The sequence below is a fragment of the Stenotrophomonas sp. STEN021 genome (assembly GCF_056760175.1).
Genome location: NZ_JBRREH010000022.1, coordinates 24,776 through 46,983, shown reverse-complemented (window position 1 = coordinate 46,983; position 22,208 = coordinate 24,776). Strand labels below are relative to the sequence as shown.

The window sequence follows — 22,208 nt, the reverse complement described above, 5'->3', positions numbered from 1 at the left end:
AAGCCCCTCTCCCCGCGGGAGAGGGGGGCAGTTCCGTAGAGCCGAGCCATGCTCGGCTGAGTCTCTCCCGGGAAGGCCCTTGCCGAGCATGGCTCGGCACTACGGTTTGCTTGAAGGCGCCAATCGACAACACCGTGACAAATCAGCACTTGGGGAGTAGGAAACCCCGGCGTCCAACCACGCCGGGGTTTCTGTTTGCGGCGCATGGCGGCATCCTTATGCAATGTCTGCACGCCGTGACCTCGCCACCCTTGATCTTTCCACCGAACCACTGAGCCGTCTGGCCGGGGTCGGGCCACGGGTGGCAGCCAAGCTGGAGGCGCGCGGCCTGACCAGTTTGCAGGACCTGTGGCTGCACCTGCCGCTGCGCTACGAGGACCGCACCACGCTACTGCCGATCCGTGCCTTGAAGGCCGGCATGGCCGCGCAGGTGGAGGGCAGGGTAGAGGCAGTGGAGCGTGGTTTCCGCTACCGGCCGGTGCTGCGGGTGGCGATCAGTGACGATTCCGGCGCCACCCTGGTGCTGCGCTTTTTCCACTTTCGTGCCGCGCAGGTGTCGCAGTTCGCGGTAGGCCGTCGTCTGCGCGCCTATGGCACACCGCGCGCGGGCCAGAATGGGCTGGAGATCGTGCATCCCAGTTATCACGTGCTCGGTGACGGCGAAGACGCTGCGCTGGGCGCGGTACTGGACCCGGTGTACCCGGCAGTGGAGGGCATTGGCCCGGCCAGCCTGCGCAAGTTGATCGGCCAGGCACTGGATCGCCTGCCGGATGCCGCGGCATTGGAATTGCTGCCGCCGGCCTTGCTCGCCGGCATGGGCCTGCCGTCGTTGCGCGAAGCCATGCTGACCATGCACCGGCCGCCGGCCGACGCCGATATCGGTGCGCTGGGGGCGGGTACGCACCCGGCGCAGCGCCGCTTGGCACTGGAAGAGCTGCTGGCCCACCACCTCAGCCTGCGCCGCCAGCGCATCGCCCTGCAGCAACACCGCGCGCCGTCGCTGCGTGGCCGCGACGGCCTGGTCAAAGCCCTGCGCGAGTCCTTGCCGTTCAAGCTGACCGGCGCGCAGCAGCGCGTATTCGACGAGATCCGCAAGGACCTGGCCCGCGCCCATCCAATGTTGCGGCTGGTGCAGGGCGACGTTGGCTCGGGCAAGACCGTGGTTGCTGCGTTGGCGGCGATGCTGGCGGTGGAGCGCGGCAAACAGGTGGCGCTGGCCGCGCCGACCGAACTGCTGGCCGAGCAGCACCTGAACAATCTGCGCAGCTGGCTGGAACCGCTGGATGTGCGTGTGGCCTGGCTGGCCGGCAAGGTCACCGGCAAGGCCCGCGCCAAGGTGCTGGAAGATGTGGCCAGCGGCCATGCACAAGTGGTGGTAGGCACCCATGCGCTGATGCAGGACAGCGTGGTCTTCAACGATCTGGCACTGGCCATCGTCGATGAGCAGCACCGCTTCGGCGTGCACCAGCGGCTTGCCCTGCGCGACAAGGGCGCAACGGCCGGTGTAGTGCCGCATCAGCTGGTGATGACTGCCACGCCGATCCCGCGTACCTTGGCGATGGCGGCGTATTCGGATCTGGATGTATCGGCCATCGACGAACTGCCGCCCGGTCGCACGCCGGTGCAGACCATCGCCATCAGCGCCGAGCGGCGTCCGGAACTGGTCGAACGCATCCGCATCGCCTGCCAGCAGGGGCGGCAGGTGTATTGGGTCTGCACGCTGATCGAAGAGAGCGAGGAAGACGCCGGCCCCGGCAATGCACGCATGGATGCGCAGGCCGCGCAGACGACCTTCGAGACGCTGTCGGCGCAGCTGCCTGAGTTGCGCATCGGTCTCGTCCACGGCCGCATGAAGGCGGTTGAGAAGCAGGCGGCGATGCGCGCCTTCAAACAGGCCGAAACCGATCTGCTGGTCGCCACCACCGTCATCGAGGTTGGTGTCGATGTACCCAACGCCTCGTTGATGATCATCGAGAACGCCGAACGTCTGGGCCTGGCGCAGTTGCACCAGCTACGCGGCCGCGTCGGTCGCGGTGCTACCGCGTCCAGCTGTGTGTTGATGTACCAGGCACCGCTGTCGGCGATGGCGCGCGAGCGTCTGGAGACCATGCGGCTTACCTCCGATGGCTTCCTGATCGCCGAGAAGGACCTGGAGTTGCGTGGTCCCGGCGAACTGCTGGGCACGCGCCAGACCGGCCTGGCCGCGTTCCGGGTAGCCGATCTGGCGCGTGATGCGGGTTTGCTGCCGACTGTGCACGATCTGGCCGAACGCCTGCTCAGCGATGCGCCGGAATTGGCTGATCGCATCGTCAACCGCTGGATTGGCGGCGCAGTGCGCTACGCATCGGCCTGATTGCGTGCTTCCACTGTCATGGAGGCCGTGACAGACTCCATGGCCAACCAGAAGTGAAGCAGAAGATGAGCAAGAAGATACCGTTGCTGATTGATACTGATCCGGGCGTGGACGACGCGCTGGCACTGCTGATGGCCTTTGCCGATGAACGCCATGATGTGATCGGGTTGACGGTGGCAGCGGGCAATGTCGGCCTTGAATACACCGTGCGCAACGCGCTGAAGCTGTGCGAAGTGGCTGGCCGCGAAGACGTGCCGGTGTTTGCGGGTACCGCTGATCCGCTGGTGTACCCGGCCGAAGATGCCGCACACGTGCATGGCCGCGACGGCTTTGGCGATGTGGATCTGCCACTGGCCGCGCGCAAGGTGGAAGCCGAGCACGCCGCCTTGGCGATCCTGCGCCTGTCGTACCAATATGCCGGCGAACTGCTTCTGGTCGCCCTGGGTCCGTTGACCAATATCGCGCTCGCGCTGAAGCTTGATCCCAGCCTGCCGCAGCGCGTGAAGCGCTTCGTGGTGATGGGCGGCGCGATCACCGGCCACGGCAACATCACCCCGGCCGCCGAGTTCAATATCGCCTTCGATCCGGAATCGGCGCATATCGTCTTCACCTCGTTCCCGTTCACCGAAGTCGCGGACTGGGAGGCCACCATCGCCCACGGTCTGCTGCATCGTGATGTCGAACAGTGGCTGGCTGCAGATACTGACAAGGCGCGTTTCTACGAGCTGATTTCCCGCCAGACCCGGCTGTGGTCGGAAGACAGTCGTGGCGAGCGCTGGTATGCCGCCGATGCACTGGCAATGGCGTGGGCATTGCAGCCGGAAGGCGGTACCGTGGTCGAGCAGCGTCCGCTGTCGATCGAACTGACCGGCACCCGCAGCCGTGGCGCCACCATCGTGGACTGGAATCGCCAGACCGGTGTAGCGGACAATACGGCGTTGCTGATCGGCTATGACCAGGCCCGCTTCGAGGCCCAGGTGCGCGGCGCGCTGCTCGGTCGGTAACCGTCCTGGCAAGTGATTCAGCAGGCACGACTTGCCTGACGCGGCAGGTCGTGTCTATAATGGCGGTCTTGACCACCAGACAATACGGTGTGAGCCCCATGAAGGCCGATATCCATCCCGATTACCACAACGTCGTGTTCCACGACGTGACCTCCGATTTCAAGTTCCTGACCCGTTCGACCATGTCCTCCAAGGAAACGGTCAAGTGGGAAGACGGCGAAGAGTATCCGCTCGTCAAGGTTGAAATTTCCTCGGCTTCGCACCCGTTCTACACGGGCAAGCACAAGGTTATCGATACCAGCGGCCGCATCGACAAGTTCCAGAAGCGCTACGCGCGCTGATTGGACTGGTTGTTGCTGAACAGACAACGGCCGCGCCCTGCGCGGCCGTTGTTTTGTCTTGCCCGTCGTACGGCTGAACCATTGCAGAATCTGGCGGTAGTGCCGGTGTGACGCTGTGTCGCGCTGAATCCCTGCCTATAAGACTTTTGTCTTCGCAATCTGCAAATGCTGCTGTGCGATAATCGTCGGAACCGCCGTGGAAAACTGCGGAATTCCTTCACGCGCCTGCCCGCACCCCATTCGTCAGGACAGGCGCCTTCCACTTGAGGAGCGCACACTGTGTCCGATCTTGATCAGGTCACGCTCAACGCCGGCGATACGTCGGTCGTTCTGCCTGTCGTCAAACCCGTCCTGGGCAATAACTGTGTCGATATCTCGAAGCTGACCAAGGAAACCGGTCTCTTCACTTACGACTCGGGCTACACCGCTACCGCCAGCTGCAAGTCGGCCATCACCTACATCGATGGTGACAAGGGCGTGCTGCTGTATCGCGGCTATCCGATCGAGCAGCTGGCTGCCAAGTCCAGCTTCGTCGAAGTGGCCTACCTGCTGATCAATGGCGATCGTCCGAGCGCCGACCAGCTGAAGGCGTTCGAAGCCGAACTGACCGCTGAAGCCGGTGTCGATGATTCGATCAACACCTTGATCGGCAGCTTTGCCAAGGATGCGCATCCGATGGCGATCCTGGCTGCCTCGATTGCGCAGCTGTCGGCCAAGTACCACGCTTCGCTGGACCTGGACGATGCCGAACAGCGCCGCCAGGCTGCCGTGCGTCTGATCGCCAAGGTTCCGACCCTGTCGGCGCTGATCTACCGCCACGGCGCTGGCCTGCCGGCCAACAAGCCGGACACCTCGCTGGATTACGTCAGCCGCTTCCTGAAGCAGACCTTCGAGTCGGCCGATGGCAAGTACGACCTGAACAAGGACGTGGTCAAGGCACTGGACCTGCTGTTCATCCTGCATGCCGACCACGAGCAGAACGCCTCGACCTCGACCGTACGTCTGGTCGGTTCCACCGGCGCCAACCCGTACGCTTCGGTCGCCGCTGGCGTCACTGCGCTGTGGGGCCCGGCACACGGCGGCGCCAACGAAGCCGTGCTGAAGATGCTGGAAGAGATCGGTACTGCAGACAACGTCGAGTCCGCCGTGGTCAAGGCCAAGGACAAGACCTCGGGCTTCCGCCTGATGGGCTTCGGTCACCGCGTCTACAAGAACTTCGACCCGCGCGCAAAGGTGATCGGCGAGATGACCAAGCAGGTGCTGGGTCAGCTCGGTGTGCAGGATCCGCTGCTGGACGTGGCCGTCAAGCTGGAACAGGCCGCGCTGCAGGATGACTACTTCGTGGCCCGCAAGCTGTACCCGAACGTCGACTTCTACAGCGGCATCATCTACAAGGCGCTGAATATCCCGACCGAGATGTTCACGGTCATGTTCGCCCTGGGCCGTACCGCTGGCTGGGTGTCGCATTGGCTGGAGCAGCAGGTTGATCCGGAAATGAAGATCGGCCGTCCGCGCCAGGTCTATACCGGCCACGACGTGCGCGACTACAAGTAATGGCAGTGGCGCAGCGATGCGCCGCCTCCATCACGACAAAAACCCCGCTTTGGCGGGGTTTTTTGTTGTGTGTCACTCCAGCAAGCGCAGGTGGATGTCCGGTAGCGCCGAGCCATGCTCGGCAGGGGGGCTTTACCGGGAATGCCTTTGCCGAGCATGGCTCGGCACTACCGCTGCTCGTGCGCCAGCAGTTGCTTCAGCTGTGCCAGAGTCGCCCGCGGCAGGGGCTTGCCGTCGTCAGCAGAAACCGGCGGCTGCCGCAGCGCATCCTCGGGCAGAACTACCAGTTCGAAGGCGATGCCGTCGGCGGCGAACTCGCAGCCTGGGTAATGCTGCCTGGACGAATGTCCCGCCAAACGTAGCGACCAGGTGCGCGCCTCGGCAGGAATGCGCTGCTCATGAAGAAAACGCTGCACCGCATCGGGGTCATCGCAATGCAGGTGCAGGATGACCGGGCTGTCGCCGCTGGCAACTCCGCTCAGCACTGCGCCGGCCAGGCGCGGCTGGAAAGCCTGCAGGAACTGCATGGCCTGCAGTGCCGATTCCCGGTGCCCGCGCAGTACGCCGGGCTGGCTGCTGGAGGCGAACAGGAGTTGATGCTCACGCAAGGCCTGCTCGATTTCGCTCAGGCGTGGCCACAGGGCTTCGCTGCTGATGCCAAGCTTGCCTGCGGCCTTGCGGCGCGCATGCTCGAGATCATGGATACCGCCTTCGGCGATCAGGCGTGCCGCCTCCTGCGCGATCAATTGCCGTTCGCGGCTGTTGCGGGAAGAAGGTTGCGGTGGCGATGGCGACATCGGGTTCTACCCTGTGGGTGCTGGCCCGATTGTAGGCAGGCGGAGGGGCTTGCGTCCCTCCGCCTGCGCGGTGAATCAGAAGATGTCGAAGGCTGCGTCGTCGGTGGCGTGGTCCTGCTGGCCGAAGTCGAAGTCCTGCACGCGGTCCAGGTCTTCCGTCTTGACCCATTCGGTAGCGCCGTTGAGCGTTGCCTGGACCATGCCCGAGGGCGGGTCGTTCTTGGCGATGGGGGCGTCCTTCAGTGCCACGCGCATGTAGTCGATCCAGATCGGCAGGGCTGCCTTGCCGCCGTACTCGCGGTAGCCCAGCGAGCGGAAATCGTCGCGACCGACCCATACGGTGGTCGCCAGCGGGCCGCCGAAGCCGGAGAACCAGGCGTCGCGGTGGTCATTGGTCGAGCCGGTCTTGCCGCCCACGTCTTCACGCCCCAGGACCTTGGCCGCAGTACCGGTGCCGCGCTGGACCACGTCGCGCATCATCGACACCAGCTGGTAGGCGGTGCGTTCATCGATGGCGCGCGGTGCGGTGCGGGCGTTGGGGTTCACCGGCTTGGCTGGCTCGATGGCCTCAGGCTTGGCCTCGGCGGCCTTTGCGGCGACTGGGGCGGGTGCCGCCTCGGCGCCAAAGTTGAAGCCGTCCACCACCTGGCTGACCGGTGCCGCGCCGGCAGTGGAGGCGCCGCCGCAGCCACGGCAGGCCATCGCCGGGTTTTCCTTGAAGATCACGTTGCCGTCGCGGTCCTTGATCTCATCCACGACCCAGGTGTCCACGCGCGAGCCGCCATTGGCGAACACGGCGTAACCGCGCGCGACCGACAACGGGGTCAGTGAGGCGGTGCCCAACGACATCGAGAGGTTCGGTGGCAGCTCGGCTTCCTGGAAGCCGAATTCGCTGATGTATTTGCGCGCATAGTCCACGCCCATGCTGTCGAGCAGGCGCACCGACACCAGGTTGCGCGACTGCACCAGTGCCTCGCGTAGACGCATCGGGCCGCGGAAGCCGCCGCCATCGTTCTGTGGCTGCCAGGTCTTGCCGCGACGGTCGCGGAACACCACTGGCGCATCCAGCACGATCGAGGCCGGGTTGAAGCCCTTGTCGAACGCAGCCGCATAGATGAACGGCTTGAAGCTGGAGCCGGGCTGGCGGCGGGCCTGGGTGGCGCGGTTGAACTTGTTGCCGGCAAAGCTGAAGCCGCCGACCAGGGCGCGCAATGCGCCGCTCTCGGCATCTACCGAGACCAGTGCCGCTTGTCCGCGTGGAATCTGGTCGATCAGCCATTCGCCTTCTTTGCTGCCGGCGCGCACGCGGATCATGTCGCCGCGGGTAACCAGCTTGGCGGGGCTGCGGCTGGTCCAACGGCTGGACGCCACCGGCAATACCAGTTCGCTGCGGTCGGCCAGGACCACGGTGATGCTGCCGTCGGCATGGGTTGCCGAAACTACCGCAGGTTGCAGGCCTGACTGCGTCGGGATGCCGGCGATATGCCGGGCCAGTGCAGTGTTGTCAGCATCGGCAGCGACGTCGAAGTGCTGCTCCACGCCGTGCCAGCCATGGCGGTGGTCGTAGGTGATCAGGCCATCGCGCACCGCCGTGTTGGCGGCTTCCTGCAACTGGCCATTGATGGTGGTGGTGACGTGGTAGCCCTTGTTGAGTACGTCGCTGCCGTATTTGGCGATCATTTCCTGACGCACCAGCTCGGCCACGTAGGGCGCATAGACCTGTACCGGCGGCTCGTGTGGGCTGGCGTGCATGGCCACGGCCTTGGCCGCATCAGCCTCGGCCTGGCTGATGTAGCCCAGGTCGGCCATGCGCTGCAGTACATAGTTGTCACGGCGTTGGCGCGCGCGCTCGGGGTTGCTCAGTGGGTTGCCGCTGGAGGGGAACTTGGGGATGCCGGCCAGCGAGGCCATTTCGTCCAGGTCCAACTCGCCCAGCTTCTTGCCGTAGTAGTACTCGGCAGCGGCGCCGATGCCGTAGGCACGGTTGCCGAAGAAGCTCTTGTTGAGGTACAGCTCGAAGATCTCGTCCTTGCTCAGCTCGCTCTCGATTTTGCGGGCGAGCAGGATTTCGGCGAACTTGCGGGTGTAGCTGACCTCGCTGCTGAGGAAGAATTGCCGCGCAACCTGCTGGGTAATCGTCGATCCGCCGGGTACACCGTCCTTGGAGCCGGTGCGCGCGATCAACCACACGGCGCGGGCAATACCTTTGTAGTCGATGCCATCGTGCTGGTAGAAACGGGCGTCTTCGGTGGCCAGGAAGGCCTGCTTCAGGCGCTCGGGGACGTCCTTCATCTGTACCGGGTAGCGGCGGGTCTCGCCGAATACCGCCATCAATTTCCCTTCATTATCATAGACATACATTGGCTCCTGCAATTCGACATTGCGCAGCGCCTGTACGTCCGGGAGCTTGGACGAGACAACGTAATAGAGTGAACCGATGGCGATTGCGCCGACCAGGGAGAAGGCGACAAAGAGGGCCAGCAGCCAACGCAGCCAGCGACGAAAACGTGGCATCCAGAAGTCCCGATTGCGGTTTTTGTAGCCGCAGAGTATAGATTACGCAGGGGAGCGGCTGGGGCCGCGTCCTGGGGAGAGCAAATGAGATACAGCTGGGCGGCGTGATGCAGATCGCGTCTCGCGTTCCGGATGGTTGCCATTTGCTGAAAAAACGTTATTAATGCGCCGGCGCAAGACTTGCGTCCAAGTGCCCGTCGGCAGGGGAGAATCCGTGGGGCTTATCCCAAAGAGTCAGGCACCAATCATTGGTGTCGACATCAGTTCGACTGCGGTGAAGCTGCTTCAGCTTTCCCGCAGCGGTAACCGTTTCCGCGTGGAACATTACGCCGTGGAACCTCTTCCGCCGAATGCGGTGGTGGAGAAAAACATAGTCGAAGTCGAAGCAGTCGGCGAAGCAATTCGGCGGGCTGTTGCGCGTTCAGGTACCAAGGCCAAGGCGGCGGCCGCCGCTGTTGCGGGTTCTGCGGTGATCACCAAGGTGATTCCGATGCCGGCCGATCTGGACGAAAACGACCTCGAAGCACAGGTCGAGCTGGAGGCGGTGAACTACATCCCGTACCCCATCGACGAAGTAAACCTCGATTTCGAAGTGCTGGGTCCAGTGCCGAACAATCCAGAAATGGTGCAGGTACTGCTGGCCGCGTCGCGCTCGGAGAACGTGGAGTTGCGCCAGTCCGCGCTTGAACTGGGTGGGCTGACCGCCAAGGTGATGGATGTGGAGGCGTTCGCGATTGAGAACGCCTTTGCATTGGTTGCCAGCGAGTTGGCTGTACCCAGTGATGGGGTAGTGGCACTGGTGGATATCGGTGCCACCATGACCACGCTCAACGTCTTGCGTGGTGGCCGCAGCCTGTACAGCCGCGAACAGGTGTTCGGCGGCAAGCAGCTTACCGACGAGGTGATGCGCCGCTATGGTCTTAGCTACGAGGAAGCTGGCCTGGCCAAGCGCCAGGGGGGCTTGCCGGAGAGCTACGAGGTTGAAGTGCTGGAGCCGTTCAAGGAAGCCACGGTGCAGCAGATCAGCCGTCTGTTGCAGTTCTTCTACGCGGGCAGCGAGTTCAACCGCGTTGACCACATCGTCCTGGCCGGCGGCTGTGCGGCCTTGATCGGCTTGCCGACCATGGTTGAAGAACAGCTTGGCGTGGCGACCTCGGTGGCCAACCCCTTGGCGCAGATGACGCTGGGGCCGAAGGTCCAGGCGCATGCACTGAGCCAGGATGCACCGGCGCTGATGATCGCGACGGGTCTGGCCATGAGGGGGTTTGACTGATGGCACGGATCAACCTATTGCCATGGCGCGAGGAGCGCCGCAAACAGCGTCAGCGTGAGTTCTACGGGATGCTCGGCTTTGCTGCGCTCAGTGGCGTGGTGCTGTCGGGCTTGCTGTGGTTCTACTTCAGCCAGCAGATCAGCGGCCAGAACGAGCGCAACGCCTACCTTGAGACCGAGATCGCCAAGGTCAAGGAGCAGAACAAGGAAATTGATCGTCTTGACGTGCAGAAGAGGCGTCTGCTCGACCGCAAGAAGGTGATCGAGGAACTGCAGGGCAAGCGCTCGCAGATGGTGCATTTGTTTGACTCGCTGGTGCGCACCATCCCCGATGGTGTGGTGTTGACGGCGTTGCAGCAGGAAGGCGACACGCTGACCCTGGAAGGCCGTACCCAATCCAACGCACGAGTCAGTGCCTATATGCGCAACCTCGAGACCTCAGGCTGGATGACAAGTCCGGAATTGACGATCATCGAAGCGCGCGCGCAGGAAAAGGCCGGCAGCGTCGTTGATATCAAGTCGCTGCCTTATGTGTTCACCCTCAAGGTGAAATTGCCCACGCCGGGTGATGGCCAGTCCCAAGGGGGGGATGTTGCCGCCCCCGATGCTGCGCCGGCTGAGTCCGCGGCGGTAGGGGCGAGCGCCCCGGCTGCCGCGGGCACGGCGTTGCCTGCCGCACCGGCAACAACGGTGCCTGCGGCACCCGCAGCCCCTGCTGGTGGGGCCGAGAAGCCCAAGGCTGAGACAGCACCAGCGGCGCCGGCGCAGAAGGAGGCTCGTTCGTGAGCAAGAAATTCAACGCCAAAGAGCTGGACTTCAACAACATCGGCGCTTGGCCACGCAACGCGAAGATCGTGTTCTGCGTGCTGCTGTCGCTGCTCATCATTGGTCTTTCGTACCTGCTTGTCGTCAGTGGTCAGCGAGAAGAGCTCGAAGGCCTGGTAAGCAAAGAGGCCACGCTGCGTGAGGAGTTCGAGAAAGAGCAGAAGCGTGCTGTCAACCTGGAGCCGTTGAAGCTGCAGTTGGCGCAGATGGAGCAGGTGCTGCAGCAGATGCTGCGGCAGTTGCCCAGCAAGACCGAAATGCCGGACCTGATCATCGATGTGTCGCAGACGGCGTTGTCCAGCGGTTTGAACAACGAACTGTTCAAGCCAGGCGACGAGACCTTGAAAGAGTTCTATGCCGAAAAGCCGATCGCGCTGCGGCTGGTGGGCAGTTACCACCAGTTTGGTGCCTTCGTCAGCGGTGTTGCGTCGTTGCCACGTGTGGTCATCCTGACCATGCACGACATCAACCTGAAGCCCAAGGGGGGGCAGGGCGTGATCACCCCGGGTGGCGCGCTGGAACTGTCCGGTACGGTCAAGACCTATCGCTATCTGGATGACGCCGAATTGGCCGATCAGGAAAAAGCGAATGCTGCTGAAGCCAAGAAAAAGGGAGGGAAGTAATCATGCGTAATGTTTCCTCCTTGGCCCTGGGTCTGGCGTGTGCGGTACTGCTGGGCGGCTGCGCTCGCGGCATCACCAGCACACCGGGCGATGCGCCCAATCTTGAGAAGTGGACTGCCGACGTGCGTGCACGCCCGGCCGAACCCTTGGAAGCGCTACCGGTGATGCAGCAGTTCGAAACCTTCGAGTATTCGGCCCAGGGCTTGCGTGATCCGTTCAGTGATGCCTGGGTCTCGGATGACGGCAACAGTCAGTTGCGACCGGATCCGAACCGTCGCAAGGAACCGCTCGAGGCGTTCCCGCTCGACAGCCTGGACATGGTTGGCACCATCGGCAGTGGCGGTGCTGCAATTGCTCTGGTGATGGGGCCGGACAAGGTCACTTACCGTGTACGCCCTGGGGTGTACATGGGTCAGAGCGACGGCCGTGTGACCGGCGTGCGCGAAGACGGGATTGAGCTTATTGAACTGGTGCCGGACGGTGCAGGTGGCTGGCTGGAACGCCCAGCTTCGCTTGCACTGGACGATCGTTGATTGATTAGGGGATAGCACGATGACTTTTACCAAAGCCCTGAGCCTGCGTCCCATCCGGCGCCAAGCACTGGTCCGCGTCTGCGCCCTGGGAGTGGCGTTGGCAGCGGTGTGCGGCTCTTCCTTCGCAGCGCAGCCTGTTGCTGGTGTTGGCGGCTTAGCCGCAGCTCCGCAACAGGCGGTGAAGGCGGTTTCCGTAACCAAGATCGACTTCAAGCGCGGCGATGACGGCGCTGGACGTTTGATCATGCAGTTCGATGGCCAGGGCGCCAGCCCGGACCTGCGCAGCCAGGGCAACAATGTCGTGATCGACGTTGGCAACGCCGTGCTGCCGGCCGATCTGCAACGCCCGCTCAATGTTGTTGATTTCGCCACGCCGGTGCAGCGCATTGATGCCAAGCCATCTGGGCAGGGTTCGCAGCTGGTGCTCAGCACCAATGGCGCATTCGACTCGCTGGCCTATCAGACCGGCAACGAGTATGTGGTGGAGATCACTCCGCGCAAGGCTGACGTGGCTACCGGTGCGGTGACCTCGAAGACTGTTGCGCAGGCAGCTGCTACGGTGGCTGCACGCGGTTACAGCGGCCGTCCGGTGACCTTCAACTTCCAGGACGTGCCGGTGCGCACCGTGTTGCAGCTGATCGCGGAGGAGTCCAACCTCAACGTGGTGGCGTCCGACACGGTGCAGGGCAATGTGACCCTGCGACTGGTCAATGTACCGTGGGACCAGGCACTGGACATCGTGCTGCGTGCCAAGGGCTTGGACAAGCGCCGCGACGGTGGTGTGGTCTGGATTGCACCGCAGCAGGAGCTGGCCAAGTTCGAGCAGGACAAGGAAGACGCACGCATCGCGTTCGAGAACAAGTCGGATCTCATTACCGACTACGTTCAGATCAATTACCACAGCGCCAACGCCATCTTCAAAGCCATTACCGAGGCCAAGGGTGTCGGCAATTCAGGTAACTCAGGTGGTTCAGGCGGCTCAGGTGAGAATGAGAATGGCTTCCTGTCGCCGCGTGGTCGCTTGGTAGCCGATGAACGTACCAACACCTTGATGATCAGTGATATCCCGAAGAAGGTCGCGCAGATGCGTGAACTGATCGGTGTCATCGATCGCCCGGTCGACCAGGTGCTGATCGAAGGCCGCATCGTCATTGCCAATGACACCTTTGCCCGTGACCTCGGTGCCAAGTTCGGCATCGGTGGCAAGCGCAGTTACAACAATGGTGACAATGACGCGACGATAGGCAGCACCACCAATGGGGTGGGTAACGCCAATCGTGGGCTCAACGTCAATCTGCCGGCGGGTAGCTTCACCTCGGCCAATGGCTTGGGTCCGAGCCTTGCCTACACCTTGCTGGGTGCCAACTTCAATCTGGATCTGGAATTGTCTGCGCTGCAGGAGGAAGGCCGCGGTGAAGTCATCTCCAACCCACGTATCGTGACCGCCAATCAGCGTGAAGGCGTGATCAAGCAGGGTAAGGAGATCGGCTACGTCACCATCACCGGTGGTACCGGCGGTGCTGCAGCGACCCCGAACGTTCAGTTCAAGGAAGTGCTGCTGGAGCTGAAGGTCACTCCGACCATCACCCAGGACAACCGTGTCTTCCTCAATATGAACGTGAAGAAGGATGAGGTTGATCGCTACTTGCCGGTTACCGACTTCGGCGTCGTTCCGATCATCAACCGTCGAGAAATCAACACCGCCGTGTTGGTTGATGATGGTCAGACCGTGGTTATTGGTGGCGTCTACGAGTTCACCGACAAGGAAAGCGTCGCCAAGGTGCCGTTCCTGGGTGATGTTCCGTTCCTTGGCAACCTGTTCAAGAAGCGTGGTCGCAGCAAGGACAAGGCTGAGCTGCTGGTGTTCGTGACCCCGAAGATTCTGCGTGTGGCCAAGGCTGCCCAGTAAGCACTTGTTACATTGAAGGAAAAGGGCCGCGATAGCGGCCCTTTTCCGTTTGCAGGCTGGTGTTTGGAACCATTTCACCGCGGATCGGTCAAACTGCGCCTATGAACCTACCTCCCCAGTTGCCCAACCAAGACGATGCCATGGTCCGCGACAACGGCCTGCATCAGGAATTCACCGCACTGCGCGACGCCCTGTCCAGCGAAATCGTTGGTCAGTCCTTGCTGGTCGACCGGCTGTTGACCGCGCTGCTGGCGGACGGTCACCTGCTGGTGGAAGGCGCACCTGGCCTGGCCAAGACCACCGCCATCCGTGCCTTGGCCTCCCGCATCGATGCCAGCTTCGCGCGCATCCAGTTCACCCCGGACCTGCTGCCCGCCGACCTTACCGGCACCGATATCTGGCGTTCGCAGGAGGGCCGCTTCGAGTTCCAGGCCGGGCCGATCTTCCACCCGATCCTGCTCGCAGACGAAATCAACCGTGCCCCGGCCAAGGTGCAGTCGGCCCTGCTCGAAGCAATGGGCGAGCGGCAGGTGACGGTGGGCCGCAACACCTATCCGCTGCCTGACGTGTTCCTGGTCATGGCCACGCAGAACCCGATCGAGCAGGAGGGGACCTTCCCGCTGCCCGAGGCGCAGCTGGACCGTTTCCTGATGCATGTGCGCATTGGCTACCCGGATGCCAGTGCCGAAACCGAGATCCTGCGGCTGGCGCGCGAGCGCGCCTTGCGCGCAATGCGGCCGCAGCAGGTGACGATAGAAAAGATCTCGCTGCAGAAGATCGAACAAGCCCGTCGCGAAGTGCTGGAACTGCATATGGCGCCGCAGCTGGAGCGCTACCTGATCGCGTTGGTGTTGGCCTCGCGTGACGCCAGTGCGTATGACGCTCAGCTGGCCAAGCGTATTGCCTGGGGCGCAAGCCCGCGCGGTTCGATCGCACTGGAGCGTTGCGCGCGTGCCCGCGCCTGGTTGGCCGGCCGTGACTACGTCACCCCTGATGACATCCGCGCCGTGGCAGCCGACGTGCTCCGCCATCGCGTGCTGCCCAGCTACGAGGCCGCGGCCGAGGGCTGGGATGGCGAGCGCCTGGTGGCGGCGCTGCTTGAATGCGTGCCTCTGCCTTGAGGCAGGGCGTGATGACTTGCGCCATTGATGGAATGATCATGAGGCCACGTTTGCAAGCAGGTCAGCGATGAGTGCGCCCGTAGCCAAACACGCGCAGACGGTTGCGGCTGTCGAAGACGGTATCCGCCCGCAGCTGGCCGAGCTGATCGCGCTGCGCGGCTCCGCCAACGGTGGCCGCAAGGCCCGCCGTGGGCACTACGCGGTAAGCGGCCGTGCCGCATCCATGCTGCGTGGTCGCGGCATGGAATATGCGGAGTCACGCGAGTATGTGGCCGGTGACGATGCGCGCCATATCGATTGGAAGTTGACCGCACGCACGGATACAACGCATACCAAGACGTTCCAGACCGAACGCGAGCGGGTCACCTTGTTGATTGCCGATACCGCAGCGGCCCTGTACTTCGGTACGCGGGTACGTTTCAAATCAGTGCAGGCGGCACGCGCTGGTGCAGTGGCGGCGTGGTCGGCGTTGCGCGATGGTGATCGCATCGCGGCGCTGCGCGGCTCCGCGCAGCAGGCCCTGGTACCACCGGCGGGTGGTACACGCGGTGTCTTGCGGACGCTGGATGCCCTGGTGCGCTGGTATGGCGAGCGGCCTGCCGATGACGGCGGATTGCAGCTGGCCTTGGAGCAGGCTGCACGGGTATTGCATCCCGGCGCACGCGCGGTGGTGCTTGCTGATCCAGCCAGCGCACAGGCAGTGCCTGCAGCAACCTGGTCGGCACTGTCGATGCATGTTGAAGTGGAGTTGGTGTTGTTGCTTGATCCCCTGGAAATCTCACCGCCGAGTTGTGTCCTGCCGCTGGCAACGCGATCCGGCCGCCTGCAACTGGATCTGACCTCGTCCGCTGTACGCGATGCCTGGCATGACGCACTGATCGGCCCGGTCGAGGACTTGTGCAGGCAACTGCCGGGTCGACGTATCCGTGTCAGCACTCTGGTCACCGATGATGCCAGCGATGCCTGGTTGGGCGCAGCGCCAATCCGGAGCGTGGGCTGATGGCCGCACAACTGCAGCTGCGCGATGTGCACCTGCCTGCAGAGCCGGGTTGGTGGCCGCTGGCACCGGGTTGGTGGTTGCTGATCGGCGCGGTCGTGGTGGTTGCCCTGGTCGTGCTTTCCATCTATCTCTTTCGCCGGCGCCGATTGCAGCGCTGGATGGCTCTGTTCGACCGGCAGGTGCAGGCAGCACAGCAAGGGCCTGCCAAGTTGGCGGCAGCCTCGGAGCTGCTGCGCCGTGCGGCGCGGCGGCTTGATCCACATGCTGTGCAGTTGCAGGGGGAGGCGTGGTTGCGTTTTCTCGATGGGACCAAGGGCGATGATTTCAGCAGCGGAGACGGACGTCTGCTGCTGGACGGCGGCTTCCGCCCAACGCTTGAAGCTGCGCAGGTTGATCGTGTCTGCCAGTTGGCCCGTAGCCGCTTTCTGCAATTGATGGCCGGGCGCCGCTGATGCAGGACACGATTGCCAGTTGGTTGAGCTTGTTGCCGGCGTTTGCGTGGCCTTGGGCATGGCTGGCGTTGCCATTGCCCTTGCTGATGTTGTTGTGGCCGCTGCGTGAACAAAACGGGGCAGCATTGCGCGTGCCCTACGAACCGGCGCGTCTGCAGGGCCAGCCGCCCTCGCGCGCCGGTGCGGTGCTGCAGACCTTGCTGCTGTGGTTGGCCTGGTTGTGCCTGTGTGCCGCGTTGGCGCGTCCGCAGCAACTGGGTGAGCCGATCGAGCCGCCGCGGCAGGCAAGGCAGATGATGCTGGCGGTGGACCTGTCCGGCAGCATGAGCGAGCCGGACATGCAGCTTGGTGGCCAGGTGGTGGACCGCCTGACGGCTGCCAAAGCAGTGCTGGCTGACTTCCTTGAGCGTCGCGAAGGCGATCGCATTGGCCTGTTGGTGTTCGGTCAGCGTGCCTATGCGTTGACGCCGCTGACCACTGATCGCGCCACCGTTCGCGATCAACTGCGCGATAGCGTGGTTGGCCTGGCCGGGCGCGAGACCGCGTTGGGTGATGCGATTGCACTGTCGGTGAAGCGCCTGCGCGAACAGCCGCAGGCGCAGCGCGTACTTATCGTGTTGACCGATGGCGTGAATACCGCCGGCGTGCTGGAACCGCTGAAGGCGGCCGAGCTGGCCAAGGCCGAAGGTGTGCGCGTCTACACCATCGCCTTTGGCGGCAGCGGTGGCATGTCCTTGTTCGGCGTGCAGTTGCCCGGTGCCGATGACCAGGTGGACGAAGCCACTTTGACCAAGGTGGCCGACGAAACCGGCGGGCGTTTCTTCCGTGCCCGCGACACCGATGAGCTGGTCAATATCTATGCCGAGCTGGACCGACTGGAGCCGGTGAAAGATGCGGGCCCAGCGGTGCGGCCACGTATCGAGCGCTATCCATGGCCGTTGGCGCTGTCCGTGTTGTTGGGTGTGCTGGTGTTGGCGTGGCGGGGGCTGCGGTCATGATCAATTGGCAGGATCTGCACTTTCTGCGGCCTGAATGGCTATGGGCGCTGTTGTTGGTGCCGGCGGCCCTGCTGGGCAGCTGGTGGCGTCGTCGCCGCAGTGCGCGTTGGCATGAGGCAGTGGACCCGCATTTATTGGCGCAGCTGTTGAGCGATGGGGGTAAGCGCGGCTGGTGGGGCAGCGTTGTACTGGTACTTGGCTTGGTGCTGGCAGTGCTTGCCCTGGCCGGGCCGAGTTGGCGTCAGCTGGAACAGCCGCTATGGGAATCGAAGACGCCGCTGGTGATCGTGATGGATTTGTCCAGCAGCATCCGTGCTACCGATCTGCCGCCGTCGCGGTTGCTGCAGGCGCGGGCCAAACTGGCCGCTTTGCTGCGTGAGCGCAAGGGCGGTGAAGTCGCGTTGATCGCTTTCGCCTATGAGCCATTCACCGTGGCACCGCTGACCGATGACGCAGCCAACGTGGCGCTGTTCCTTGATGCCTTGGCGCCGGAAGTGATGCCGGCCGATGGCCAGCGCCCGGACAAGGCATTGCTCTGGGCCGGTGACCTCTTGAAGCAATCCGGCGCGCACAACGGCGAGATCCTGCTGTTGAGCGATCACGCTGACGCTGCGGCGGTGGCGGAGGCCGGAAAACTGCGCGTCGCCGGTTACCGGGTCTCGGCGATCGGTCTTGGCAGCCTGCAGGGTGCTTCTTACCGCGATCCGCGTGGGGCGATTGAACAGGCACATCTGGATGAAACCTCGTTGCGCGCACTGGCTGCGGCCGGCGGAGGTGGCTACCAGCGTATTGCCACCACCTCGGCGGACCTGCAGGCCTTGGGCGTGCTGGAGCCGCAGGCCGGCGCACGGGATCGCGAGCAGCAGGTCAATGCCGGCAAGCAGTGGCAGGACGAAGGTTATTGGTTGTTGCCGCCGCTGTTGTTGCTTGCGTTGTTCGCGTTCCGACGCCCGCGTCGGGCGCTGCCGGTCCTGGCGCTTTGCCTGTTGTTGCCAGTGCTGCAGCCAGCCCATGCAGCAGAGCAGGGCGGCTGGTGGCAGCGCGCCGACCAGCGCCAACACCAGCGTCTGGGCGAAGGTGTTGAGGCCTACCGGGCCGGTGATTTCGCCACGGCGCAGAAAAAGTTCGAAGGCATCGACAGCGATCAGGGCTGGTACAACCTTGGCAATGCGCTTGCCCGTCAGGGCAAGTACGACGAAGCCATCGCTGCCTACGATCGCGCCCTGAAGGCGCAGCCAGGCATGCAGGACGCGGTGGCCAACCGTGCCGCGGTGGATGCAGCGCGCAAGCGCAAATCGCAGCAGGGTCAGCAAGGCAAGCAACAGAATCCGTCCAGGCCGCAGCAGGGCAAGGACCAGCCCGGGCAGCAGAGTCCGCCGCAGAACGGGCAGCAGAATCCTTCGCAGCAGAACCAACAAGGTCAGCAGCAGGGGCAGCAGGGCCAGCCGCAGCAGGGTCAACAATCAAGCCCGTCGCAACAAGGCCAGCAGTCCCCTGAGCGCACTCCGCAGGCGGATGGCAAGTCGTCATCCGGCAAGGATCAGCAGCCACCACAGGGCGAAGATGCCGGCAGGCAGCAACAGGCCGATCAAGCCCAGAGTCAGCGCATGGCCGAGGCCATGCGTCAGCGGCAGGCGCGCGAAGGTGAGCAGCAGAACGCCGCCTTGGCTGCGATGACACCTGCGCAACGCGAGCAGCAACAGGCCGTGGAGGCCTGGATGCAGCGCGTGCCGGATGAGCCTGGCGATCTGTTGAAAGCGAAATTCCAGCTCGAATACGAGCGACGGATGCGGGAAAAACGATGAGAAAGAATCACACAGGCAGCGCCATGCAGCTGTGGCTGTTGCTCGCTCTGCTGGCCTTCACTGGCCTGCTGCAGGCACAGACCCGGGCCTGGTTGGATCGCGACAGCATCAAGCAAGGTGAGTCGGTCACGCTGACCATCGAAACCGATCAATCCGGTAGTCCGGACTACGCGCCGTTGGAAGCAGACTTCGTGATCGGTGCGCAGAGCAGCAGCCGCCAGTTGCAGTTGGGCGGTGGCGCCTCGCGCAACTATGCCCAATACGCGGTTGCACTGACGCCACGCCGCACCGGCATGCTCGACATCCCGGCACTGCGCGTGGGTGGCGGCAGCACCACGCCCTTGCTGGTGAAGGTTGACGAGGCGCCGGTCGCCAGCCGTGACGGCAATGCGCTGGCTTTCATCGAAACCGAGGTCGATGACAAACAACCCTATGTGCAGCAGAGCGTGGGCGTGGTGGTGCGGCTGTACTTCGCCACCCAGCTGGCCTCCGGCGAGCTGGTACTGGATACACCCGCTGCTGCCTCATTGCAGCGTATTGGTGACGACCGGACTTCCGTGCGTGAAGTGGGCGGACGCCGCTACAACGTCGTGGAGCGCCGCTTCCTGCTGATTCCCGAGCGCAGCGGCCCCTTGCAGTTGGCCGGAGCCCGTTTCAGCGGGCAGGGTGCGGGTGGCTTCTTCGACGATTTCTTCGGTCGCGACAACGGCCAGCTCAGCGCCCGTGGTCCCGACCAGACCTTGCAGGTGCGGGCGACCCCCGCAGATGCGCCACAACCGTGGCTGCCGCTGAAGAACCTGCAGCTGCGCTATACCGCAGCGCCCAACAGCGGGCGCACCGGTGAAGCCATCAGCATCGAAGTGGAGGCGATTGCCAGTGGCGCTACCAAGGCACAGTTTCCGGAATTGCCGGTGCCTTCGTTGGGTGACAGCGCACAGGTGTTTGCCGAGCCCCCGCAATACGATGAAACCTTCGAGGGGGCCAGTCCGCAATTGAAATTGACCCGTCGCTATTCGGTCGTGCCGCAGCAGACCGGCGCGCTGAGCGTGCCGGGGATACAGATGCAATGGTGGGATGTCGCCACCGGGCAGGCGCGCACCACCGCGCTGCCGGCGCTGTCATTGCAGGTTGCCCAAGGTAGCAATACCGGCATGGTCGCGCCGCCGCTGGTACAACCGACAGCGACCGGGACTGCCGCGCTGGCTGCAGGCAATGCCCTGGCCGCCTCGCAGGACGTGACGAACAACTGGACATGGCCTGCGTTGGCTGCAGGTTTTGCCTTGTTGTGGCTGGCTACGCTGATCTGGGGCTTGTCGCGTCGGCGTGGCGCCGCACTTGCACGTATCGAGCACGTCGCACAACCCGGTGGGGCTGCTTCGCGCTATGGCGTCGCCGATCTGCGTCGCGCCCTGGACACAGGCAGTCTGGACGAAGTGGTACAGATTCTTGCCTCGATGGGCGGGGTGGAAGGCCTGGACGCGGTGGTTGCGAAGCTGGATGACCCGGCCCAGCGCGATGCCCTGCAACGCATGCAGCGCGCCCGCTGGGGCGGCGAGGGCGATGTGGGCGCAGCGCGAGCCCAGCTACGTGAAGTATTCAAGGCCGGTCCGCGTTGGCGGCAAGCCGCAGTGGTGGAAAAACCGCTGTTGGACCCTCTCTATCCAGGACAAAGCTGAAAAGGGCGGTTGTACATCGTCTGTTAAGCTGAATAATTCTCTGGAGGGAAACCCACCTATGGCCAATGCAGCCAAGAGCACCGACAAAATGCCGTTCCACTGGAAGATAGGGATCGGCTTCGGCTTCGGTCTGCTGCTCGGCCTGTTCGTCCACCTCGTCAGCCCTGACGCGGCCTGGGTGCACACCGTCACCACCTATGTGACAACGCCGCTCTCCGGGCTGTTTCTGAGCCTGATCTTCATGCTGATCGTGCCGTTGATCTTCTCGGCACTGGTGATGGGCGTGTCGGAGATGGGGGACATCCGTTCGCTGGGGCGCATCGGCTGGAAGTCGCTGGCCTACACCATCGTGCTGTCCGGTGTGGCGGTATTGATCGGCCTGGTGCTGGTGAATCTGTTCCAGCCTGGTGCAGGTGTTGACCCGGCTGTGGCAGCCAAACTGCTGGCCGAGAACGCCGAGCGCAGCAAGGCCATCGTGGCCGGTGCGGGCACCGCGCCCAAGGGCCTGGACATGCTGCTGTCGATCGTGCCCGACAATGTGCTCGACGCGGCTTCGGACAACGGCAAGATCCTGTCGCTGATGTTCTTCGCATTGATGCTGGGCATCGGCATGGTGCTGTCGCCGGCGGAAAAGGTCGCCACCCTGCGCAAGGGCATCGAGGGCCTGTTCGAGATCTCGATGACCCTGATCAACCTGGTCATCCGCCTGGCGCCGTATGCCGTGGCCTGCTTCATGTTCAACCTGGCGGCCATCTTCGGCTTCGATCTGCTGATCAAGCTGGGCGCCTATGTGGGCGTGGTTGTGCTGGCGCTGGCCACCCACATGTTCGTCAGCTACGGCATCGCGGTGAAGCTGGCCGGGCGCTCGCCCATCCAGTTCTTCCGGCAGACCCAGGAAGCCACGGTGATGGCGTTCTCCACCGCCTCGTCCAATGCGACCCTGCCGACCGCGCTGCGCGTGGCCGACCAGATGGGCTTCCCACACAAGGTCTCGCGCTTCGTGCTGACTGTCGGCGCTACCGCCAACCAGAACGGCACCGCGCTGTTCGAGGGTGTGACGGTGATCTTCCTGGCGCAGTTCTTCGGCGTGGACCTGAGCATTGGCCAGCAGTTCATGGTGATGGTGGTCTGCATCCTTGGTGGTATCGGTACCGCTGGTGTGCCGTCGGGCTCGCTGCCGGTGGTGGCGCTGATCTGTGCCATGGTCGGCGTCAACCCTGCCGGTATCGGCCTGATCCTGGGCGTGAACCACTTCCTGGACATGTGTCGTACCGCGCTGAACGTGACCGGCGACCTGGCCCTGACCACGCTGGTGGCGCGCGGCGAGAGTGACGAAAGCGTCGGCCGGCATCATCCGCAGGATTGAATTCCGGCGGGTTTGCGGTAACCACGGCCACCCTGTTCAGGGTGGCCGTTTTGCTTGGGCATGTT

The 22,208-nt window shown here is 63.6% G+C and carries 18 protein-coding genes; 16 read left to right on the top strand and 2 right to left on the bottom strand.

From position 1 onward, the window contains the following. Window positions 1-223: 223 nt before the first annotated feature. The 4 genes from recG to ACVOL0_RS06940 all read left to right on the top strand — a co-directional run bounded on the left by recG (window position 224) and on the right by ACVOL0_RS06940 (window position 5,252). Window positions 224-2,353: an ATP-dependent DNA helicase RecG gene (recG, locus tag ACVOL0_RS06955; protein ID WP_481548495.1), complete on the top strand. Its 2,130-nt coding sequence runs from the start codon at window positions 224-226 to the stop codon at window positions 2,351-2,353. Between the two features lie 65 nt (window positions 2,354-2,418). After that, a complete protein-coding gene (locus tag ACVOL0_RS06950) occupies window positions 2,419-3,357 on the top strand; it encodes a nucleoside hydrolase (protein ID WP_481548494.1) in 939 nt (312 codons plus the stop codon). A gap of 98 nt (window positions 3,358-3,455) precedes the next feature. Then, window positions 3,456-3,698: a type B 50S ribosomal protein L31 gene (locus tag ACVOL0_RS06945; protein WP_054657059.1), complete on the top strand. Its 243-nt coding sequence runs from the start codon at window positions 3,456-3,458 to the stop codon at window positions 3,696-3,698. A gap of 279 nt (window positions 3,699-3,977) precedes the next feature. After that, the gene (locus tag ACVOL0_RS06940) at window positions 3,978-5,252 is read left to right on the top strand and encodes a citrate synthase (protein ID WP_481548493.1); all 1,275 of its coding nucleotides are present in this window, start codon (window positions 3,978-3,980) and stop codon (window positions 5,250-5,252) included. A 167-nt stretch (window positions 5,253-5,419) separates the two neighbouring features. On the opposite strand, the gene ACVOL0_RS06935 is transcribed toward ACVOL0_RS06940, so the two are convergent. Continuing rightward, entirely contained in the window at window positions 5,420-6,049 is a 630-nt protein-coding gene (locus tag ACVOL0_RS06935; protein ID WP_481548492.1) for a hypothetical protein, read from the bottom strand. A gap of 75 nt (window positions 6,050-6,124) precedes the next feature. Then, complete coding sequence (locus ACVOL0_RS06930) at window positions 6,125-8,563, bottom strand: penicillin-binding protein 1A (RefSeq protein WP_481548491.1); 2,439 nt, start codon at window positions 8,561-8,563, stop codon at window positions 6,125-6,127. Between the two features lie 214 nt (window positions 8,564-8,777). Between ACVOL0_RS06930 and ACVOL0_RS06925 the strand changes: the two genes are divergently transcribed. From ACVOL0_RS06925 to ACVOL0_RS06870, 12 genes are all read left to right on the top strand, one after another. Further along, on the top strand, window positions 8,778-9,836 hold the full coding sequence (locus ACVOL0_RS06925) for a pilus assembly protein PilM (RefSeq protein ID WP_481548490.1): 1,059 nt from the start codon (window positions 8,778-8,780) through the stop codon (window positions 9,834-9,836). Next, window positions 9,836-10,621: a PilN domain-containing protein gene (locus tag ACVOL0_RS06920; protein ID WP_481548489.1), complete on the top strand. Its 786-nt coding sequence runs from the start codon at window positions 9,836-9,838 to the stop codon at window positions 10,619-10,621. Before ACVOL0_RS06925 ends, ACVOL0_RS06920 begins: the two co-directional genes overlap by 1 nt. Continuing rightward, complete coding sequence (locus ACVOL0_RS06915) at window positions 10,618-11,283, top strand: type IV pilus inner membrane component PilO (RefSeq protein ID WP_481548488.1); 666 nt, start codon at window positions 10,618-10,620, stop codon at window positions 11,281-11,283. Before ACVOL0_RS06920 ends, ACVOL0_RS06915 begins: the two co-directional genes overlap by 4 nt. Window positions 11,284-11,285: 2 nt before the next feature. Beyond that, window positions 11,286-11,816 carry a pilus assembly protein PilP gene (locus ACVOL0_RS06910; protein WP_481548487.1) on the top strand — a complete coding sequence of 177 codons (531 nt, stop codon included), beginning with the start codon at window positions 11,286-11,288 and terminating at the stop codon, window positions 11,814-11,816. Between the two features lie 91 nt (window positions 11,817-11,907). Further along, a complete protein-coding gene (locus ACVOL0_RS06905) occupies window positions 11,908-13,725 on the top strand; it encodes a type IV pilus secretin PilQ (protein ID WP_481548502.1) in 1,818 nt (605 codons plus the stop codon). A 101-nt stretch (window positions 13,726-13,826) separates the two neighbouring features. Then, window positions 13,827-14,846, top strand: coding sequence for an AAA family ATPase (locus tag ACVOL0_RS06900; protein ID WP_481548486.1), 1,020 nt, complete (start codon window positions 13,827-13,829; stop codon window positions 14,844-14,846). Between the two features lie 67 nt (window positions 14,847-14,913). Continuing rightward, entirely contained in the window at window positions 14,914-15,846 is a 933-nt protein-coding gene (locus ACVOL0_RS06895; protein WP_481548485.1) for a DUF58 domain-containing protein, read from the top strand. Then, on the top strand, window positions 15,846-16,298 hold the full coding sequence (locus ACVOL0_RS06890) for a DUF4381 domain-containing protein (RefSeq protein ID WP_481548484.1): 453 nt from the start codon (window positions 15,846-15,848) through the stop codon (window positions 16,296-16,298). The genes ACVOL0_RS06895 and ACVOL0_RS06890 overlap by 1 nt, the downstream gene beginning before the upstream one ends. Then, window positions 16,298-17,296, top strand: a complete 999-nt coding sequence (locus ACVOL0_RS06885; RefSeq protein WP_481548483.1) for a vWA domain-containing protein — start codon at window positions 16,298-16,300, stop codon at window positions 17,294-17,296. The genes ACVOL0_RS06890 and ACVOL0_RS06885 overlap by 1 nt, the downstream gene beginning before the upstream one ends. After that, window positions 17,275-19,101, top strand: a complete 1,827-nt coding sequence (locus ACVOL0_RS06880) for a VWA domain-containing protein (RefSeq protein ID WP_481548501.1) — start codon at window positions 17,275-17,277, stop codon at window positions 19,099-19,101. Before ACVOL0_RS06885 ends, ACVOL0_RS06880 begins: the two co-directional genes overlap by 22 nt. Next, on the top strand, window positions 19,098-20,777 hold the full coding sequence (locus tag ACVOL0_RS06875; protein WP_481548482.1) for a BatD family protein: 1,680 nt from the start codon (window positions 19,098-19,100) through the stop codon (window positions 20,775-20,777). Before ACVOL0_RS06880 ends, ACVOL0_RS06875 begins: the two co-directional genes overlap by 4 nt. A gap of 58 nt (window positions 20,778-20,835) precedes the next feature. Further along, the gene (locus ACVOL0_RS06870; RefSeq protein ID WP_481548481.1) at window positions 20,836-22,143 is read left to right on the top strand and encodes a dicarboxylate/amino acid:cation symporter; all 1,308 of its coding nucleotides are present in this window, start codon (window positions 20,836-20,838) and stop codon (window positions 22,141-22,143) included. The last annotated feature ends 65 nt before the right edge of the window (window positions 22,144-22,208 follow it).

Bases quoted from the DNA above. Each gene is read 5' to 3' on its own strand.
- ACVOL0_RS06930 (WP_481548491.1), bottom strand. From the start codon at position 8,563: ATGCCACGTTTTCGTCGCTGGCTGCGTTGGCTGCTGGCCCTCTTTGTC.
- ACVOL0_RS06910 (WP_481548487.1), top strand. From the start codon at position 11,286: ATGCGTAATGTTTCCTCCTTGGCCCTGGGTCTGGCGTGTGCGGTACTG.
- ACVOL0_RS06950 (WP_481548494.1), top strand. From the start codon at position 2,419: ATGAGCAAGAAGATACCGTTGCTGATTGATACTGATCCGGGCGTGGAC.
- ACVOL0_RS06895 (WP_481548485.1), top strand. From the start codon at position 14,914: ATGAGTGCGCCCGTAGCCAAACACGCGCAGACGGTTGCGGCTGTCGAA.
- recG (WP_481548495.1), top strand. From the start codon at position 224: ATGTCTGCACGCCGTGACCTCGCCACCCTTGATCTTTCCACCGAACCA.
- ACVOL0_RS06920 (WP_481548489.1), top strand. From the start codon at position 9,836: ATGGCACGGATCAACCTATTGCCATGGCGCGAGGAGCGCCGCAAACAG.
- ACVOL0_RS06870 (WP_481548481.1), top strand. From the start codon at position 20,836: ATGGCCAATGCAGCCAAGAGCACCGACAAAATGCCGTTCCACTGGAAG.
- ACVOL0_RS06875 (WP_481548482.1), top strand. From the start codon at position 19,098: ATGAGAAAGAATCACACAGGCAGCGCCATGCAGCTGTGGCTGTTGCTC.
- ACVOL0_RS06945 (WP_054657059.1), top strand. From the start codon at position 3,456: ATGAAGGCCGATATCCATCCCGATTACCACAACGTCGTGTTCCACGAC.
- ACVOL0_RS06935 (WP_481548492.1), bottom strand. From the start codon at position 6,049: ATGTCGCCATCGCCACCGCAACCTTCTTCCCGCAACAGCCGCGAACGG.
- ACVOL0_RS06885 (WP_481548483.1), top strand. From the start codon at position 16,298: ATGCAGGACACGATTGCCAGTTGGTTGAGCTTGTTGCCGGCGTTTGCG.
- ACVOL0_RS06900 (WP_481548486.1), top strand. From the start codon at position 13,827: ATGAACCTACCTCCCCAGTTGCCCAACCAAGACGATGCCATGGTCCGC.
- ACVOL0_RS06890 (WP_481548484.1), top strand. From the start codon at position 15,846: ATGGCCGCACAACTGCAGCTGCGCGATGTGCACCTGCCTGCAGAGCCG.